The 19,091-nt window shown below is 45.5% G+C and carries 14 protein-coding genes; all 14 read left to right on the top strand.

Features of this window, described 5'->3' with window-relative positions:
• The first annotated feature begins 303 nt into the window (after positions 1 to 303).
• Positions 304 to 1,920: a methyl-accepting chemotaxis protein gene (locus SG35_RS16760; protein WP_044831631.1), complete on the top strand. Its 1,617-nt coding sequence runs from the start codon at positions 304 to 306 to the stop codon at positions 1,918 to 1,920.
• Between the two features lie 225 nt (positions 1,921 to 2,145).
• Complete coding sequence (locus SG35_RS16755) at positions 2,146 to 2,694, top strand: DUF2057 family protein (RefSeq protein ID WP_274055095.1); 549 nt, start codon at positions 2,146 to 2,148, stop codon at positions 2,692 to 2,694.
• Positions 2,694 to 3,467, top strand: a complete 774-nt coding sequence (locus SG35_RS16750) for an SIMPL domain-containing protein (protein WP_044831629.1) — start codon at positions 2,694 to 2,696, stop codon at positions 3,465 to 3,467. Before SG35_RS16755 ends, SG35_RS16750 begins: the two co-directional genes overlap by 1 nt.
• A gap of 89 nt (positions 3,468 to 3,556) precedes the next feature.
• Positions 3,557 to 4,015 (top strand): GAF domain-containing protein, encoded by a 459-nt coding sequence (locus tag SG35_RS16745; RefSeq protein ID WP_044831628.1) that lies wholly within the window; start codon positions 3,557 to 3,559, stop codon positions 4,013 to 4,015.
• Positions 4,016 to 4,017: 2 nt separating this feature from the next.
• Entirely contained in the window at positions 4,018 to 4,299 is a 282-nt protein-coding gene (locus tag SG35_RS16740) for a hypothetical protein (protein ID WP_044831627.1), read from the top strand.
• Positions 4,300 to 4,326: 27 nt separating this feature from the next.
• Positions 4,327 to 4,971: an RNA chaperone ProQ gene (proQ, locus tag SG35_RS16735; RefSeq protein WP_044831626.1), complete on the top strand. Its 645-nt coding sequence runs from the start codon at positions 4,327 to 4,329 to the stop codon at positions 4,969 to 4,971.
• A 15-nt stretch (positions 4,972 to 4,986) separates the two neighbouring features.
• Positions 4,987 to 7,020 carry a carboxy terminal-processing peptidase gene (prc, locus tag SG35_RS16730; protein WP_044831625.1) on the top strand — a complete coding sequence of 678 codons (2,034 nt, stop codon included), beginning with the start codon at positions 4,987 to 4,989 and terminating at the stop codon, positions 7,018 to 7,020.
• Between the two features lie 285 nt (positions 7,021 to 7,305).
• Positions 7,306 to 8,757, top strand: coding sequence for a Na+/H+ antiporter NhaC (gene nhaC, locus SG35_RS16725; protein ID WP_044831624.1), 1,452 nt, complete (start codon positions 7,306 to 7,308; stop codon positions 8,755 to 8,757).
• A 122-nt stretch (positions 8,758 to 8,879) separates the two neighbouring features.
• Complete coding sequence (pepN, locus tag SG35_RS16720) at positions 8,880 to 11,450, top strand: aminopeptidase N (RefSeq protein WP_044831623.1); 2,571 nt, start codon at positions 8,880 to 8,882, stop codon at positions 11,448 to 11,450.
• A 4-nt stretch (positions 11,451 to 11,454) separates the two neighbouring features.
• Positions 11,455 to 11,670 carry a DUF2835 domain-containing protein gene (locus SG35_RS16715; protein ID WP_044831622.1) on the top strand — a complete coding sequence of 72 codons (216 nt, stop codon included), beginning with the start codon at positions 11,455 to 11,457 and terminating at the stop codon, positions 11,668 to 11,670.
• Positions 11,671 to 11,995: 325 nt separating this feature from the next.
• A complete protein-coding gene (locus SG35_RS16710; RefSeq protein ID WP_044831621.1) occupies positions 11,996 to 14,071 on the top strand; it encodes a DUF1302 domain-containing protein in 2,076 nt (691 codons plus the stop codon).
• Between the two features lie 12 nt (positions 14,072 to 14,083).
• Positions 14,084 to 15,448, top strand: coding sequence for a DUF1329 domain-containing protein (locus SG35_RS16705; protein WP_044831620.1), 1,365 nt, complete (start codon positions 14,084 to 14,086; stop codon positions 15,446 to 15,448).
• Positions 15,449 to 15,535: 87 nt separating this feature from the next.
• Complete coding sequence (locus SG35_RS16700) at positions 15,536 to 16,546, top strand: WD40/YVTN/BNR-like repeat-containing protein (RefSeq protein ID WP_044831763.1); 1,011 nt, start codon at positions 15,536 to 15,538, stop codon at positions 16,544 to 16,546.
• A gap of 4 nt (positions 16,547 to 16,550) precedes the next feature.
• On the top strand, positions 16,551 to 18,911 hold the full coding sequence (locus SG35_RS16695) for an efflux RND transporter permease subunit (protein WP_044831619.1): 2,361 nt from the start codon (positions 16,551 to 16,553) through the stop codon (positions 18,909 to 18,911).
• Positions 18,912 to 19,091: the final 180 nt, after the last annotated feature.

Here is a 19,091-nt window from a genome sequence, read left to right as displayed (position 1 = left end):
TGTGGAGGTGAATATGGCTTTGATGATAACCGTTCGCCGCACTTTACCCATCATAAGGAAATCCCTTTTCGTGTTTGCTTTTTGTGATGACTAATACAAAAGGCTTGTTTTTATTCTTATTTTTCTGTCAACAGCTTTGCTTTGGCGGATTACTCCTTATTTTTGCTTGCTCAGGCATAGGTCCAATGTCCTGATTTGAGCTGTATAGCGGTTAATTAAGCCTTAGCCTGATATTGGCAATTATCTAAATGGCTTGGTTATCGTGAAAGTAGAATTCGTAAGATGAATCATTTGGAGGTGTGAATGCTGTTTTTCAAAAGATTGCGTATTTTTCATAAAATAATCGCCATTCTCGCTATCGCGGTATTAATTTTTGTGGTGAACCTGATCATAAATATCAATGCGATAGCAAAAAACCAGGTATTGCTTGAAAGGGTGGCCCAGGTATCCATTCATCTGGTTAACTTAACCAGTGAGAATGTCACCTTATGGCAGAGGTTGGATGAAATTTACACCCAGAGTGTCTCTTTTTCTGATGAAGACTTACTCGCTGATGCCGGCACGACCTATCAGTTGCTTAGTGCCAATGTCAAAAAGATCAGCGAACTGGCACCTGAGTTAACGGCTTATCGGGGCATTAAAGACAGTATGGGCAAATATAATGTGCTATCGGATGAAATTACCCGGGGTTTTATTGAAGGCAGTGCTGATTTCGAAGCCTTGACGCCAAAAATTGAAGTGAAGTCAAACTTGTTTAGTCAGGTGGAAAAAAAGTTACAAGCAGAAAAAAAGGCAGCGTTATCTGATTTTCAAAAGAATATTCAAACCACTATCAATAACTCAGATCAATCCCGGGATTTGAGCATCATTGTCGGGGTCATATTACTTGTTCTGATGTCTGTGCTCGGGACCTACATTGCTAGAGCCATCAGCCATTCAGTGGTCTCTATTGAGGCTTCATTAAAAGAACTGGCGGAAGGGGACGGTGACTTAACCAATCAGTTACATGTGACCAGTGAAGATGAGCTTGGCAGTGTGGTGAAGTATTTTAATAACTTTACCCAAATGCTACGCGGTATTGTGCAGGAAATCGTTAATGTCGTAAATCCGCTTGCTAATAGCGCCCAGGAGCTTTCGGCGAAGGTGCAACAAGTGGAGTCAAATGTCAGCGAGCAAACCAGTGTGGCCGAGACGACCAAGCAATCCATGCAAGAAATGCAGTTAAGTGTAGCAGATATTACCAAGTCAGCTTCACAAGCCGCCGATGCCGCCAATGCCGGGGAAATTGAAGCCAATGAAAGCATGGCAAAAGTAGAGCAGTCTTTGGCTGTTTCCACCGAACTGACCAAAGACATAGAAACCGCTTCTGATGTCGTTAACCAGTTGGCACAAGACTCACAGAATATGAATAAAATTCTCGATGTTATCAATGGTATTGCCGAGCAAACTAATTTACTTGCCCTAAATGCAGCCATTGAAGCGGCAAGAGCGGGAGAGCAAGGGCGAGGTTTTGCCGTTGTGGCCGATGAAGTCAGGAGCTTGGCCTCAAGGACCGCCTTGTCTACCACGGAAATTCGCGAACTGCTGGATAAATTAATCTCTGCGGCGAGCTTATCGGTAAAATCCATGAATGAAGCAAGTGAAAAAGCCAATAATAATGAAATGATCTCCCGTGAAATGGGGGAGTCGCTGGATAAAATAAAACACCAGATTGAACATATCAGTTCTATGAATGGCCAGATTGCCGCCGCAACCGAGCAGCAATCTGTGGTGGCTGATGTCGTGGTTAATAATATTGAAGAAATGTATCTGAAGTTTAGCCAGACCTCTGAAGCCGTAAATGAAATGCGTAATGTAGCATCCGGCCTGGATAACAATGCGGTAAAACTTGATCAGGCTACATCGAAATTTATTATCTAGGTGAATAGGTTAGGGAAAAGTTTAGGTAATAAAGCCAGGAGGCAAGCGCTTAAACTTTCCTGAAATGGGGAAAATATTTTTCTTAGCCGGCGGGAATGGGTTTACAGTTTAGGGTGAAAGGTTTATAACACCATAACTATCTGTTATTGAGCAATCAGGGAAATTGTTTTGCGCCTAAGTTTTTTATTTTTATTGTTTTTTTCTGGGACTGTTTTGGCTGGTAATTTGTCATTACCCAAAGAAATCACTGTTGTCAGTATTAACGGCCAGCCTTACCAAAATTCATTTTTTGCCTCTGACAGCGATATCTCCCTAACACCGGGACAGCAGTTGCTGGTGTTGGAATATAAAGATATTTTTGAAAACTATGAAGATGATGATCATACCAAGATAACATCTGAGCCATATGTGGTCATTTTTACTGTCGGTGAGCAGGATGAACTGACCCTTAAGCTGCCCAAGATTGCAGATGAAGAGCAGGCCCGGGATTTTGCCGATAGATTTAATGTCACTCTCCATGATACGTTAAACCGCGAACATCCCGTATTTATTCAAGATTTAATGAAATATAAAGCGGGACTTATGGTTGATCATCCGGTATTTAAATCTCGTGGCAAAGACCCGGTAAAGCCGGTAACAGGGCAGGGGGAAAATGCCTTGATACACCTTAAGCGCTGGTGGCAGCTTGCCAGTGAAAAGCAGAAAAGACAATTTATGCAGTATCTGCTGTTAGAGGAGCAAATAGACTCGGCAGCACGGGGAGAAGCAAAATAATGAGACTCCTGATATTGTCTGCCTGCTGTTTAATACTCTTACCATCCTGGGCTGAAGAGCACGAGCGCGAGTTTCAAAGAGAAAATATTATTGAAGTCATCGGTGATGGCGTAATAGCCCCAAATTCTGACCGGATGAAAATGAATCTGGTGCTCAAAGAGGAAAGCCGCCATATCAGTAAAGCAAAAATGCTTATAGAGCAACAGAGCAGACAAATAAAGCAAATAGCAGCCGGTTTAGAGATAGCAGAGGCAAATATTCACTGGCAGCAGCTTAATATCCGGCCGATATATAAAGAAGATGCGGTACAGGTTCAGGCACTCGAAGTACCGCACACCTTATACCAGGGACAAGAGGCTCAGGTTTTTGTATCTGCGGCTGCGGGCAGTAAGAACAGCGGACTTGAGAAATTTGAGTTGTCCCGGGAACTGAGCATCAATTTTTCTGATCACGGTCTTTATCAGCAGTTTTTGCAAAGAGCCTTGAGTCACGGTATCAAGCATTTTTTTCCCAGCCCGATAAATCCAGATGAATACCACCAGTATTATCAACAAGCTTTAGACAAAGCCGTGGTTAATGCCAAAACCAAGGCCGGGCATCTGGCCCGGCAAACCGGTACTAAACTGGGAGCTTTGTTTTCACTCAAGGAAGTTATATTACCGGACAGTATACGCGGGCAGGGACATCCTTTATTGAAAGGGAGTGCGGCTTCGGATCATCCCGGGCAAGAGATCCGGGCGCGGGTTATTGTCTCTTTTAGAATAATTCCTTAATTTATTCTGTTCTAGTACCGGATAATGCTTTAATTTATGGCATGAACAGGGTATGTTATGCGCTTTTTGACTCTGATGGGGTTTTATAGATGAGTAAAGCTGACTTTTATCAAACGCTCAACGCACAAGTGAGTGCTATTATTGCCGGAGAAACCGACAGCATTGCCAATATGGCCAATATCTCTGCTTTATTGTTTGATGCCCTGGATGAGGTGAATTGGGTTGGTTTTTATCGTTGTTTCGATGAAGAATTAGTGCTGGGACCATTCCAAGGTAAGGTCGCTTGTATTAGAATACCCTTAGGAGCAGGTGTTTGTGGTACTGCTGCTAAAACCGGAGAGGTTCAGCGTATTGCCGATGTTCACCAATTTTCAGGTCATATTGCCTGTGACGCCGCCAGTAATGCTGAAATAGTACTGCCGGTGAGAAAAGAAGGTAAAGTGGTGGCTGTATTAGATATTGACAGTACCCGATTTGAGCGTTTTGATGCTGATGATCAAGCAGGCTTAGAAGCCTTAGTGCAGACTTTTGAATCGAGTCTGGTATAACGATGAAAGAATTTGTTGTTATTCACGATTTCCTGGTCTCAGAAGCGGTTGTCGGAGACTGGGAAGGAAATGAAGAGCAGGTAGCAGAAAGGTTAAATGAAATTTATCATACCCTTTATGCATGTGCCGAAGAAGATATAGAACCTAATGTACTTACTCAGCTGTTAGAGCGGGTATGGGATACTTGGATCGGGCAGGAAGAACTGCCGGATTTAGAAACGGATGATATTTATGACTGGTGCCAACATGTTTTGGAAAACCGGGATCAGTATCTTCAGGATTAAATTTTTATTTTGAGTTAAATTGTATTTATGGAAACTAAACGTACTAGCAGTAAAGAATTAATTGCCTATTTAGCAGAAAAATTTCCCGCGTGTTTTTCTGTCGAAGGGGCTGCGAAACCATTAAAAATTGGCATTTTTCAGGAATTGGCACAAAAGCTGGCTGATGACGAAACTGTCAGTAAAACCCGTCTTCGCCAGGCGCTTCGTCATTACACCAGCAGCTGGCGTTACCTGAAGTCGATTAAAAAAGGCAGTTTTCGTATTGACTTAGAGGGGAATCATGCTGAAGAAATCGATCAGGCTCAGGCAGATTATGCCAGCAAAACCTTAAAAGAAAGCCAGGAAAAATTTGGTAACAAAAACCGTAAAGACAAAGAAGGTAAAAAACCTTATAAAGGAAATAAGCCTGCTGCGAAGGAGTCTGCGTCTGAAAAGCATAAGGCTAAATTTAAAGCGGTGAAAGCGACTAAACGTGAACCTGTAAAAAAAGAAAAGGTTACGCTGAAACCGGTAGAATCGGCTACTATTAGTGTAGGTAAGAATGTAAAAGTGCAATTAGGTAATGCGCCGATGGATGCGACAATCACCGAAATTGCAGGTAATGACATCAGTGTACAACTCGGTTCAGGAATGGTCGTTAAAACACAAATCCAAAATATATATTCTGAATAATATGGAGTAACAGGCATGCAAAAATTTTGTCGTATCGCACTTGCCGTATCCTTGTCATTAACAAGCATGCATTTATTTGCTTTTGATAGCAAGAACCAGGCTGACTCACTTCCCGTTCTCGCACCAGAAAGTCAACATGCAACAGCTACCAAGCGGATAACGGCGCAATTTACGCGTGCCCATTATAAACCTGTTGAAATAAACGATACTTTATCCGAGCAGATTTTTGATCGTTATATCAAGCAACTCGATTATGCCCGTAATGTCTTTATAGCCTCTGATATAGCCGGGTTTGAAAAGAACCGGCATGATTTTGATACTATGATCACCCGCGGGCAACTTGATGTTGCCTATGATATTTATAACCTCAATATGCAGCGCCGGTTAGAGCGTTATGAATATGCATTAACTCAGCTGGAAAAGCCGTTTGATTTCACTAAGGACGAAGTTTACAGCTTTGACCGGGAAGAGGCGCCCTGGCCGGTATCTGAAGCCGAATTAAATCAATTGTGGCGGTTAAAGGTAAAATACGATGCCCTGAACCTGACCCTGGCGGGTAAGGAATGGCCAAAAATTCAGGAAATTTTATCTAAACGTTATAAATACGCCATTAAGCGTTTGAAGCAAAGCGAAAGTGAAGATGTTTTTCAAATTGTGATGAACAGTTTTGCCCGGGTCGTTGAGCCTCATACTTCTTATCTTTCTCCCCGTAATGCCGAACGTTTCCAGATGGAAATGAACTTATCCCTTGAAGGTATAGGGGCGGTGCTTAGGGCTGAAGAAGATTATACCGTGATACAAAGTGTTGTTTCCGGTGGCCCTGCCGATAAGTCTAATGAATTAAAACCAAAAGATCGTATTGTAGGGGTTTCCCAGGATAATAAAGAATTTGTCGATGTCATCGGCTGGCGTCTTGATGATGTGGTTGAACTGATCAAGGGACCTAAAGGCAGTAAAGTTCGTTTGCAGGTATTACCCGGAGAATCGGATGACGATGCCAGTACCAAAATTGTTTCTATTATCCGCGATACCATTAAACTCGAAGACAGGGCAGCCAAGTCCGAAGTTTATTACGAAAAAGCCGGCGATGTAGACAGTAAAAAACTGGGGGTGATCACTATCCCGAGTTTTTACAATAATCTTTCCCGCGATGTTAAAAAAGAGCTGGATTCACTAAAAGCCCAGCAGGTTGAAGGCATTATCGTCGATCTGCGTGGCAACGGCGGTGGTTCATTAACCGAAGCGACTTTGCTTACCGGTCTTTTTATTGATAAAGGCCCTGTGGTCCAGGTAAGGGACGGCGCCAACCGGGTATCGGTAAACAGCGATAAAGACGGTTATAGCTATTATGACGGGCCGTTAACCGTAATGGTGGACCGTTACAGTGCATCGGCCTCCGAAATTTTTTCTGCAGCTATTCAGGATTACAGCCGCGGTGTTATTGTCGGTGAACATACCTTTGGTAAAGGCACCGTTCAGCAGCACAGAGGGTTGGGCCGGGTTTACGATCTCTATGAGAAGCCTTTTGGCAGCATTCAGTTTACTATCGCCAAGTTTTACCGTATCAATGGCGGCAGCACCCAGCACCGGGGGGTATTGCCCGATATTGAATATCCGTCGGCGGTTGACCCTGAGGATTGGGGAGAAAGCCGGGAAGAAAATGCACTGCCCTGGGATCAAATTGCTCAGGCCAAGTATACTAAGCTCAATGATCTTAGCTCGGATCTGGCTTATTTAAATTCCCTGCATAAAGAGCGGATCAAAAGCAATAAAGAGTTTAACTATTTGTTAGATGATATTGTGGTCTATCAGGCAGAAAAAGACGATAAGACTATCTCGTTGAATTTGGCCAAGCGTAAAGCGAAAAGGGAAGAGCGCAAGGTGAAGCAACTGGCACGTACCAACGAAAGGTTAGTGGCGATGAAGATGGAACAAGTGAAATCTTTAGACGATTTGCCTGATGAACTTGATGAGTTAGATCCCTTTTTAGATGAAACCGCCAAAATCACTTTTGATCTGGTTTCCCTGGGGAAAGTTGCTAAAAAATAACGGGCGTAATAGCGTATGAAGCCGCCGGCCATGGCGGCTTTTGTTTATCTGCACCATAAGAAATATCCATAAAATAAGAATAGTTATTTACCAAACCTTGCCTTAACCACCATAGCTGCGAAGTAAATAATAAAGAAAGCACTTGCACTCTTTAAAGAGACTAGGCATGTTAAGCAGGCTTTGATGCCAACATATACAAGAAAAGGCTTATTGACAGAGTGTTTCCTTATGTGTGCTTGGTATGACTTCAATAATAATTAAGTATAAGAAGGTTTCAATATAACCATGACAGACACTCCTTTGAAAAAATCTCCCAGTATGGTCGATACCTTTATCCCGGTATTAGCCCTGGTGGCCATGCTAGCCACTGCAGTAGGTTACTTTGGTGATAATTCATCTTATGGTCCCAATCAGATTGCCTTATTGATCAGTATGGGCCTGGCGATGGTCATAGGATTAAAGAATGGCCATAGCTGGCGTGAAATGGAGAAAGCCGTGGTTAACGGTATTTCATTATCCCTGGGGGCTGTGCTGATTTTACTTTCCGTAGGCGCATTAATCGGTACCTGGTTATTATCCGGCACTGTACCGACCATGATCTACTATGGTTTGAAAATTTTGGATCCCAGCTGGTTTTATGCCGCCGCCTGTATTATTTGTGGCATAGTAGCCATGAGTATCGGCAGCTCCTGGACGACGGCGGCTACCATAGGTGTTGCCTTGCTCGGCATAGCACAGGGCCTGGGGTTATCGCCGGCCATTACCGCGGGTGCGGTCATTTCCGGGGCATATTTTGGCGATAAAATCTCTCCACTGTCTGAAACTACCAACCTGGCCCCGGCTGTTGCCGGCAGCGAGTTATTCGCCCATATCCGCTATATGTTATGGACTACGGTGCCTTCGATCTCAACGGCAATCGTGATTTTCCTGATACTGGGTTTTTCTGAAACCTCCAGCGCGGATACCAATGCCATCGATATGATGAATAGCCAGCTGGCACAGCAGTTTAACCTCAGTATTTTTAACCTTATTCCCTTAGTTGTACTGTTAGCGATGGCGATTAAAAAAGTACCGGCTTTTCCCGCGGTTTCTATCGGCGCGCTGTTAGGGGGAGTATGGGCGGTATTGTTCCAGCAGGACTTGATCATGCGCCTGGCAAGCGAAGGCAGTGAGGCGTTTGCCGGTAATCTTATGGTGGTATGGACCGCCTTTTTCGACGGCGTAGCAATCGAAACCGGCGATGCCGAGCTGAACAAGCTGTTAAGCGGTGGTGGTATGTCAAGTATGTTAACGACCATCTGGCTGATCATGTGTGCGTTAAGTTTTGGTGCTGTGCTTGAGCATTTAGGCATGTTGCGTAAGCTGGTGGAGTCTATTCTTGCCGCCGCGAAATCAACCGGCAGCCTGATTGCCAGTACGGTTGCCACCTGTATCGGTACTAACTTGATCACCGCAGATCAATATATGGCGATTGTGATGCCCGGGCGTATGTATAAAGAAGAATATCAGCGCCGGGGACTGGATCCTGTGGTATTAAGCCGTACTTTGGAAGACTCAGGCACCATTACTTCGCCGCTTATTCCCTGGAATACCTGTGGCGCCTATATGTCCAGCGTGTTGATGGTTAATCCTCTGGAATATATCTTCTATTGCTTCTTTAACCTGATCAATCCGATGCTGGCGATTGTTTATGGCATGATCGGATTTAAAATAAAAAAATTGGTTAAAAGCAGCTAATTTTTTAAAGTAAATATTTATTCAAAAACCTGTGTTATGCAGGTTTTTTGTTTTTCAGCTTGTTTATTTATAAAATAATATTCATCAAGGCCAACTGACTGGCCGTATTCAGGGACCTATTTATGAGTGAATTTACCCCACGTTATCTGGCAGATTACCAAGTTTCAGCTTTTACTATTTCTACTATCGATTTAACGTTTGAATTAGATGATACCGCCACGAAAGTCACCAGTGTGATGTCGGTGAAACGCCAGGGCAGTGGTGAAGAGCCGCTTGTGCTTGATGGCGAACACCTGACTTTACTGTCGGTAAAAATAGACCAATGCCTGTTATCTGCCAGCGATTATTATTTATCGGCTACCGGATTGGAAATTCCGGTACGGGCAGATGAATTCCAATTAACCATAGTTACGGAAATAAACCCCCAGGACAATACTGCCCTGGAAGGGCTCTTTAAGTCCGGTGATGCTTTTTGCACCCAGTGTGAAGCCGAAGGTTTCAGGCGAATAACCTATTATCTGGACCGCCCGGATGTGATGGCCGTTTTTACCAGCAAAGTTATAGCCGATAAAATCAAGTATCCATATTTACTTTCAAACGGTAATAAAATTGCCTCGGGAGAGCTGGATAACGGCAAACATTTTGTCCAGTGGCATGATCCCTTTCCCAAGCCCTGTTATTTGTTTGCCCTGGTGGCCGGTGATTTTGACTTGCTGCAGGACAGTTATCTAACTTCAGAAAACAGAGAAGTGGCGCTGGAAATATTTGTCGATAAAGGCAACCTGGCAAAAGCCGAGCATGCCATGGCTTCTTTAAAAAATGCCATGGCCTGGGACGAAGAAACCTTTTCCCTGGCCTACGATTTAGATATCTATATGATAGTGGCGGTCGACTTCTTCAATATGGGGGCGATGGAAAACAAAGGATTGAATGTTTTTAACAGTAAATATGTGCTGGCAGACACGGAAAGCGCCACAGACGTGGATTATTATAATATTGAAGCTGTGATCGCCCATGAATATTTCCATAACTGGACCGGTAATCGCGTGACTTGCCGGGACTGGTTTCAGCTGAGTTTAAAGGAAGGTTTGACGGTTTTTCGCGATCAGCAGTTTAGCGGAGACATGAATTCTAAAACGGTGAGCCGTATTCAGAATGTCAGGGTGCTGAGATCGCAACAGTTTGCCGAGGATGCCGGGCCTATGGCGCATCCCATCAGGCCGGAAAAGGTCATGGAAATGAATAATTTCTATACCTTAACCGTATATGAAAAAGGCTCAGAAGTTATCCGCATGATCCACACCTTGCTCGGGGCAGAGGGCTTTGCCAAAGGCATGGCATTATACTTTGAACGTTTTGACGGTATGGCCGTTACCTGCGATGATTTTGTCAATGCCATGGCAGATGCCTCCAAGGTTGATTTAACTCAGTTCAAGCGCTGGTACAGCCAAAGTGGCACGCCACACCTGAAAGTTAGCGAAAGCTTCGATCCCGAGGCGAACTTGTATCACCTGACCATCAGCCAACATAACCAGGCGGGTGAATTGTCTTCACCGCAGAGTTGCCTGCATATTCCGGTAAAAATGGAGCTCATTGATGCCGACTCAGGCATTGGCCAGCAACAGTTGCTGGAATTAACCGCTCCGGAGCAAACCTGGACCTTTGAGCATTACCAGGCAAAACCTGTGGTGGCTCTACTGGAAGACTTTTCTGCGCCGGTGAAAGTGGATTTTGAACAAACGGACTTGGCGCTGGAAGTGTTAATGCTGGCAGCCAGCGACGGCTTTTGCCGCTGGGATGCCGGACAAAAACTCTTAAGCCGTTATCTGCATAAGCTGGTGTTGGAGCCGGGTTATGCACTGCCGGCGAGCCTGATCACCATCTTCAGTAAAATTTTACAAAAAGATTCAGATCCGGCCTTTACCGCCGAGCAATTGACTTTACCCGCGTTTGGCGAGGTCGTGGACCAAATCCACCAGGTAGACCCGCTTGCCCTGGTGAATGCTTTGAAAACGTTAAAAGGTTTTTTAGCCAAGGGCTTGCAGGAGCCATTAAGCGCCTGCTATCACAACTGTGCCGAAAAAACAGCGCTCAGCCATCAACAAGCTATCGGTAATCGGGCACTGAAAAATATCTGTTTATCTTATCTGGCGGTATTACCCGGGGCCGATACCCTGGTTGCGGCTCAGCTGAGCAGTGCCGCAAATATGACAGATACCTTAGCGGCGCTCAATGCTTCTGCATATAACAACTTACCGGCCTTTGACAGCCAGATGTCTGCTTTTGAAAGCAAATGGCATGACACGCCCCTGGTGGTGGATAAATGGTTTACCATCAATGCCAGCTTAAACAGTGACGATATCTTTGAACGCCTGGCGGCCTTGCTTAAACATCCGTTATTCAGTATTAAAAACCCGAATCGTGCGCGGGCTTTGATCGGTGCCTTTGTCAGCGCCAATCCGCAATACTTTCATTGTCAAAGCGGGCGGGGATACCAGTTCCTGGCAGAGCAAATAAAAAGGCTTAATGAAATTAATCCGCAGGTGGCGTCACGTTTGATCACCCCGCTTATCCAGTATAAGGAATATGATCTTTCGCGCCAGCAACTGATGCTGGAGCAGCTTAAAGTACTGCGTGCTTTGCCGCAACTATCTAAAGATCTGCTGGAAAAATTGGATGCGGCATTAAACTAACACCATGAAGTATTATTTTTCCATTAATATGACCAGTGAGGAGTTTCTGCCCTATTACCAGGGGCAGATCCACTCCCTGATAGTCACCAGCACACAGGGGCAAAGGATCCAGTTTCCTGCCATGCATATCAGAAAATACCTGACCAGATCTGGGGTTCGGGGTTATTTCTGTATGGAAACCAAGAATAATAAGTTTTTATCTTTAAGCAAATTAAGATAATTAGAGTATATGCTTTAAACGGTGGTCTGACCATCTTTGAAATAATATCAGCCGCTGTTTTAACAGAAATAGCGGCTAATTCCTTCACTTAATCGTCCTGAAACCCACAAAAGCCATATTGTTTTAAACAGGTGTTTTAAACGATGTTTTAGCTTTCCGATTAATTTCAATGCAAGTCATTAAAATACAGTGCCTTAACAAATGTGTTTTGGTCTTGCCTCATGACGCAAATGATGCAATTATTGTTTAATCCACAAAAGTGGGATAGAAAAATAAAAAGTAAGAACAACTAAGAATAATTGTTTCGGGACTGGGGAGAGAATGAATGAAACATCATCCGCGCGATAAGTTTTATAAAAAGCCATTGGCTTTGAGTATTACCGCCGCTTTAATGTCTTTCGCGGCGAGTCAAGCATCCGCGGCTAATTTCCAACTGGGCGACTTTGATATCAGTTTTGACTCTACCTTTACGGCAGGCTCAAGTTGGCGCGTAGAAGACAGGAATTGGTCAGACAATGTCGCTAAATCAAATAACCTGAAAAATGGTTTTGACTTTAGCAGTTACAATGCCGCCTTTAATAATGAGCCGGGCGGGTTGAGTCAAAGAGATATCTGGCTTGGATCAGGCAACTACTCCAATAACGGTGATAACGGTAACCTTAATTACGACTCCGGTGAAACCTTTTCAAAAATGATCAAAGGCAGCCATGAACTGGACATCCGCAATGGGGATTTTGGTCTGTTCGTGCGCGGCATGTATTTTTATGACTTTGAAATGATGGATGAAAGTCGTGCCTGGGACAATCCCATCAACGGCAATACCAATGATCCCTGTCGTGACAAGGAAGCCCGTGAGCAACTTTGCCGCGATGTTCGCTTACTCGATGCTTTTGTTTATGGTGATTTTGAAATAGGTGAGATGCCGTTATCCATACGTCTGGGCCAGCAGGTGATAAGCTGGGGTGAAAGTGCGTTAATCTCCCACGGATTAAGTGAAATAAACCCGGTAGATATTTCTCGTTTAAAAGCGCCGGGCGCAGAGCTTAAAGAAGCCTTTATTCCTTTTGGTGCCTTATGGGCGTCTTTAGGGGTAACGGAAAATTTCAATATCGAAATGTATTATCAGTATGAGTGGGAAAAAACGATTTTGCCGGCACCGGGCAGTTATTTTTCCACCAATGATTTTGCCGGCGACGGCGGTCAGTACAACAATATCCAGTTAGGTTTTGGCGGTCGTCCTGACTTAGACCTGGATTCTTTGCTGGAAGGCTTAAATGAAATCGGCGATATGCTTCGCTCTGGTGATCCTGAGCAGATGGCTGCAGCACAAGCGGCTTATGTCCAGTATCCTACTAAGGTGACCTTACGGGCGCCGGGCTCACAAGCGGAGATAAAGCCGGAAGACGGTGGTCAGTACGGTTTACGTTTATCCTGGTATCTGCCTGAGTTTAACGATACTGAATTAAGTCTGTATTATGTTAACTATCATAGCCGCCGGCCATTATTTTCCGGAGTTACTGCCGACTTCTCGGCTGAAACCATGGGCGCCGATCTGGCAACCATCGCCAGCGGTCCCGTGACGATAGACAACTACAGTGATTTAAATACCTTCTCTCAAGTGCTGTTATCTTACCCTGAAGACATTAATATGTATGCGTTAAGCTGGAACTCAACCTTAGGCACCACTGCCTTCTCGGGTGAGATCACTTATCGTCAGGACGAGCCGCTGCAAATCGATGATGTAGAATTGTTATTCGCCGCTATGCCGCAGCAGTTATATAATGCCGGTCTTAGAGACGATACTAACTATGTTTCACAGATGGTAGACAGTACAGGTAATCCATACGGCTCCGGTGTACAGGCCAATGGTTTTATTTTATCCGATACCATACAGGCGCAAATGACTTTTGCTCATTTGTTTGGTCCTACGCTAGGTGCCAGCCAGTTTACGACCTTATTGGAAGTTGGCGCTATCAGCATCGAAGATATGCCGGATAAAGATGAGCTGCGTTTGAACGGCCCGGGTACTGGGCGAAGTGGTGTTATTGCTACTGCGCCGGGCCTTAATGACGCCCTGCAGGGCGGTGTGGAAACCAATCCTTTCCCGGATGATTTCGCCTGGGGTTACCGCGTAGTGACTAAGCTCGAATATAACGATGTTTTTGCCGGGATTAATGTCTCGCCGAAAATGGTGTTCTCCCATGACGTCCAGGGGATCACACCCGATCCTATCTTCCTGTTTGTCGAAGATCGCAAGTCTGTATCCCTTGGGGTAACGCTTGACTATCAAAGCCGCTGGTCAGCCGATTTCAGCTACAACAGCTTCTTTGACGGTGTAGGCACCACCAATCAGATGGAAGATCGTGATTTTGTTTCTTTTAGTGTTAAATATTCTATTTAAGGGCATCCAACAATGAAAAATATTTCCCTTTTATCATTAGCCGTATCGCTTGCCTTTACCAGTGGCGCAGCCTTGGCCAAGATATCGCCGGAACAGGCGGCAAAGTTAAATAAAGAATTAACGGTTTTTGGTGCTGAACGCGGCGCCAATGCCGACGGTTCGATACCTGCCTGGGACGGCGGGATCAAATCTGCACCGGCAGGTTTTAAACCCGGCGATCATCACCCGGACCCGTATCCGGGGGATAAGGTACTTTATACGGTAACTTCGAAAAACCTTGGCCAGTATAAAGACTTGCTGACACCGGGACAGATCAAGTTATTTGAAACTTACCCTGATAGCTATAAAATGAATGTCTATCAGACACGCCGCTCGGCCTCGTATCCCGAGCATGTATATAAGGCCACGCTTGATAATGCCACCCGCGCCGAGCTGGTACAGGAAGGTAACGGTATCAAACAGGCATCAGTCGGTATTCCTTTCCCGATCCCCGCCAACGGTTTAGAAGCCATCTGGAACCATATCCTGCGTTACCGCGGTGAAGCCATTACCCGTCAGGGTGGACAGGCGGCGCCAACGGCTTCGGGTGATTATACCTACATGGGCTTTGATGACCGTTTATTGGTGCCTTATGGCGTAAAAGATGCGTCACCGGAGCAGCTTGAGCAAACCAATATCTTGTTTAAGTTTAAGCAAAAAGTGACCGAGCCTGCCCGTTTAGCCGGTACCGCCTTGCTGGTTCATGAAACCATGGATCAGATCAAAACGCCTCGCCAGGCCTGGACTTATAACACAGGTCAGCGCCGGGTACGTCGTGCGCCGAATGTTGCTTATGATGCACCGGGCACAGCGTCTGATGGCCTGCGTACCACAGATGACTTTGATATGTTTAACGGCGCGCCGGATCGTTATACCTGGACCCTGAAAGGGAAAAAGGAATTGCTTATTCCTTATAACGACTACCGCTTGCACAGCGACCAAATCAAATATGATGACGTGTTAAAGGCCGGTCATATCAACCCTGATCTGGTGCGTTATGAAAAGCACAGGGTGTGGGTGGTTGAAGCGGACTTGAAAGCCAATACCCGCCATACCTACAAAAAACGTGTCTTCTTTATCGATGAAGACAGCTGGCAAATTGCGGTAACGGATATCTATGATAACCGTGATGAACTTTACCGCGTTGGTGTCGCCCATGGTATCAACTATTATGAAGTTCCGACTCAATGGTCTACACTGGAAGTCTTCCATGACTTGCAATCTCGTCGTTATATCGCGATGGGCTTAGATAATGAAGCCAATATGTATGACTTCTCTGCCCAAATGAAAGAGAAATCCTTCACACCGGCGGCATTAAGAAGAGAAGGGCGCCGCTAAAATCGCGCCTGATGGAAACGGTTGGCAACTGCCAACCGTTTTTTTACCTTTTTTATTAATCGTTTATTATTTTTATTCTGGATTTTCATGAAGCGTTTTTTAGCCCTTTCCCTGTTTTGTCTTAGCAGCTTTTTATCCCAAGCTTCTGCTGCGCCTATCGCCTCAGAGCCGGCGCCTTTGGCCAGCCAGTCGCTATTACTCGATATCGTCAGTGCCGGCGCTGATAAACTGGTGGCCGTGGGTGAGCATGGTCATATTTTAACGTCAACTGACGGCAATAACTGGCAGCAAGCTCAGGTGCCGGTGCAATCGACCCTGACCAGCGTTTATTTCGTTAACGAACAGTCAGGTTGGGCGGTGGGTCATGATGCCAGTATTTTGCATAGTAACGACGGCGGTTTAAGCTGGCACGTACAGCAATATCTGCCGGAGCGGGAAAAACCTCTGCTCGATATCGTTTTTAGAGATGAAAATCACGGCCTGGCGGTCGGGGCCTACGGCCAGTTGTACCGTACCCATGACGGCGGCAAAAGCTGGACCTTTGAATTTCATGATGAATTTTTACATCCGGATGATGCGGATTATATCGAAGAGTTGAAGCAGGAAGATGAAGAAGCCTACCTTGATGAAATCTCCAGTATCCTGCCGCATTTTAACCGTATTTTTATGGACGGCCGCACCTTATACCTAGTGGGTGAAATCGGTCTGATTGCCAAAAGCAATGACTTTGGTGTTTCCTGGCAAACCTTTGATGAAATTTACCAGGGGTCATTTTTTGATTTAACCCGCACCCAACAAGGCAATCTTTTAGTGGCGGGGCTCAGGGGCAATGTTTTTCGCAGCCTGAAAAACGGTACGCCATGGCAGCATGTTGATACCGGCACCACCGCCTTGATTAATTCTATTGTGCTGGCAGGAGAAGAAAGCATTTTACTGCTCGGCAATAACGGCGTCTTGCTTGAAAGTAGGGATGACGGGGTGAGCTTTACCTTGAAGCCGCAGGCAGACGGTAAGGCCCTGATCGCCGGTGTCTGGTTTAAAGGCAAGCTGGTGGCGGTCTCAGACGTAGGTATCAAAACAATCACAATTATGAAGTAGAGACATGAGTAAAATAACTATTTTCAATCGTTTAGAAGTTGGTATTTTTCGCCATCGTTTAGCTGTGTTATGTGTTTTTCTTGCCGCCACCGTATTTTTATTGTTCCAGGCGACCCAAATAAAACTTGATGCTGCATTTACCAAGAATATCCCGCTAAATCACAGCTACATGAAAACTTACCTCAAACACAGGAAAGATTTCGGCGGCGCCAACAATATCCTGATCTCTGTTTGTGATACCCGGGGGGATATTTTTAACCCGGAGTTTTTCTCGGCCCTTAAAGGGGTGCATGACAAATTATTCTTTATTCCGGGGGTTGACCGTATCCAGGTAAAATCCCTGTTCTCTCCCAGCACGCGTTTTGTTGAGGTGGTCGAAGACGGTTTTGCCGGCGGCCCTGTGATCCCTGCCGACTTTCAGCCCACTGAAGCTGGCCTGGCGGTGGTGAAAGCCAATATTGAAAAGGCGGGTATCGTCGGACGTATTGTTGCCGATGACTACAGCTGCGCCATGGTGAAATCGGCATTGATGGAAATCGACCCGCAAACGGGTGAAAAACTCGATACCCTGAAATTTGCCGGGCAGCTTGAGCAGGAAGTGCGTCAGGAGTTTGAAAAAGACAATATCAGTGTCCATGTCATCGGTTTTGCTAAAATGGTCGGCGATGTTGCCGAAGGGGCCAAAGGGGTGGTAACTTTCTTTGGTATCGCTATCGCCATTACCGCGGTGATGGTGTATTTCTTCTGCCATAGTGTCAGCTTAACTATCTTACCTATTGTCTGCTCGCTTATTGCCGTGATTTGGCAAATGGGGATGTTATCTACCTTAGGTTTTGGTCTGGATCCGATGTCGATTCTGGTGCCGTTTTTGGTTTTTGCCATCGGGGTCAGCCACGGGGTGCAAATGATCAATTCCGTGGTCAAACAGGTGGCCATGGGATACAGCTCTAAGGATGCCGCGCAAAACAGCTTCCGCGCATTACTCATTCCCGGTGGTGTGGCATTATTATCCGATACCGTCGGTTTTATGACTTTGCTGGCCATTGATATCGGTATTATCCGCGAATTAGCGATCACTGCCTCCCTTGGTGTGGCGATGATTATCCTGACCAACCTGATTTTACTGCCGCTGTTGGTGTCTTACCTGAAAATACGTCAGCAGGCAAACAAGCAAGTCGAGAACAAAAATCCAGCTATCTGGTTTGTGATGGCAAAATTTGCCAGCAGGGGGCCGGCGACTGTGATTTTGCTGCTCGCGGCGGTTCTATATGCCTTTGGTTATTATTATGCCCAAAACATGAAAATCGGTGAGCTGCATGCCGGTGCTCCTGCACTGCATGAAAGTTCGCGTTATAACCAGGATACCTTTTTGATCACCGATAAATACGCCATTAGTGTCGATTATATGTCGGTGATTGTTGAAACCAAGGCAGATGCCTGTACCTATCATAAAAACCTCGATGTGATTGACCGCTTCCAGTGGCGCATGGAAAATGTCGCCGGGGTGCAATCGGCGGTCAGCCTGGCATCGATCGCAAAAATCGTCAATGCCGGTTATAACGAAGGTAATCCTAAATGGCGTGTCTTGTCCCGCAACCAGCAAAGCCTGGTGCAATCTATTGCCCGGGTGCCCACCAACAGCGGCTTACTTAATACCGACTGTAGCGTGATGCCGGTAATTTTGTTTTTAGAAGATCATAAGGCTGAAACCATTAACCGCGTCGTGGATGCGGTGAAGCTTGCATCAAGTGAATTAGGCCATGACGAGCTGAACTTTAAGCTGGCCTCGGGTCCGGTCGGGGTAATGGCGGCCACCAATGAAGCGGTGGAAGCGGCGCAAATTCCTATGATGTTATATGTTTATGGTGCGGTGATCTTATTGTGTCTGATCAGCTTTAGAAGCGTTCGGGCAACGATTTCTGTGGTGGTGCCTTTGTATATAGTATCGACACTGGCACAGGCACTGATGACGGCCCTGGACATCGGCCTGACGGTTTCTACCTTGCCGGTGATCGCTTTAGGGGTTGGTATCGGTGTGGATTACGGTATCTATATTCTCTCCACCATGAGCATCAAGCTTAAAAACGGCGACAATATTCAAACGGCTTATCTTGAGGCGCTGAAAGAGCGGGGCAGTGCGGTGCTTATTACCGGTATTACCCTGGCGATTGGTGTTTCTACCTGGTTCTTCTCAGATCTGAAATTCCAGGTGGATATGGGCATACTGTTAACCTTTATGTTCCTGGTGAATATGCTGGCGGCGGTTATTGTCCTGCCTGCTATTGCCACTTTCTTGTGGCCGAATAAAAAACTGGCTGCGCCCAAGCAGGATAAGCCAGAAATAGAGCATCAGGTGGTCGGATAAGTTATCGATGTTGAGCATGTAAATGCCGTGGTAACTTTTCAGCAGTGATAAAAAAAATTTTTAATCACTTACCTGCATAAATAAACAAGAAAATGGCCGAAAGGCCATTTTCTATTTATTACAGATGAATAAACAATTAAATTTATTATCCCCCGGCACAGCCCCGATACCGCTTTCTTC

Source organism: Thalassomonas actiniarum, assembly GCF_000948975.2.
Taxonomy (GTDB): Bacteria; Pseudomonadota; Gammaproteobacteria; order Enterobacterales; family Alteromonadaceae; genus Thalassomonas; species Thalassomonas actiniarum.
This window is presented reverse-complemented; position numbering and strand designations above follow the sequence as displayed.

What these genes read in the sequence shown, in the direction of transcription:
- SG35_RS16745 (WP_044831628.1), top strand. Translation starts at nt 3,557, where the DNA reads ATGAGTAAAGCTGACTTTTATCAAACGCTCAACGCACAAGTGAGTGCT.
- SG35_RS16715 (WP_044831622.1), top strand. Translation starts at nt 11,455, where the DNA reads ATGAAGTATTATTTTTCCATTAATATGACCAGTGAGGAGTTTCTGCCC.
- SG35_RS16700 (WP_044831763.1), top strand. Translation starts at nt 15,536, where the DNA reads ATGAAGCGTTTTTTAGCCCTTTCCCTGTTTTGTCTTAGCAGCTTTTTA.
- proQ (WP_044831626.1), top strand. Translation starts at nt 4,327, where the DNA reads ATGGAAACTAAACGTACTAGCAGTAAAGAATTAATTGCCTATTTAGCA.
- SG35_RS16705 (WP_044831620.1), top strand. Translation starts at nt 14,084, where the DNA reads ATGAAAAATATTTCCCTTTTATCATTAGCCGTATCGCTTGCCTTTACC.
- prc (WP_044831625.1), top strand. Translation starts at nt 4,987, where the DNA reads ATGCAAAAATTTTGTCGTATCGCACTTGCCGTATCCTTGTCATTAACA.
- SG35_RS16750 (WP_044831629.1), top strand. Translation starts at nt 2,694, where the DNA reads ATGAGACTCCTGATATTGTCTGCCTGCTGTTTAATACTCTTACCATCC.
- nhaC (WP_044831624.1), top strand. Translation starts at nt 7,306, where the DNA reads ATGACAGACACTCCTTTGAAAAAATCTCCCAGTATGGTCGATACCTTT.
- SG35_RS16710 (WP_044831621.1), top strand. Translation starts at nt 11,996, where the DNA reads ATGAAACATCATCCGCGCGATAAGTTTTATAAAAAGCCATTGGCTTTG.
- SG35_RS16740 (WP_044831627.1), top strand. Translation starts at nt 4,018, where the DNA reads ATGAAAGAATTTGTTGTTATTCACGATTTCCTGGTCTCAGAAGCGGTT.
- SG35_RS16695 (WP_044831619.1), top strand. Translation starts at nt 16,551, where the DNA reads ATGAGTAAAATAACTATTTTCAATCGTTTAGAAGTTGGTATTTTTCGC.
- pepN (WP_044831623.1), top strand. Translation starts at nt 8,880, where the DNA reads ATGAGTGAATTTACCCCACGTTATCTGGCAGATTACCAAGTTTCAGCT.
- SG35_RS16760 (WP_044831631.1), top strand. Translation starts at nt 304, where the DNA reads ATGCTGTTTTTCAAAAGATTGCGTATTTTTCATAAAATAATCGCCATT.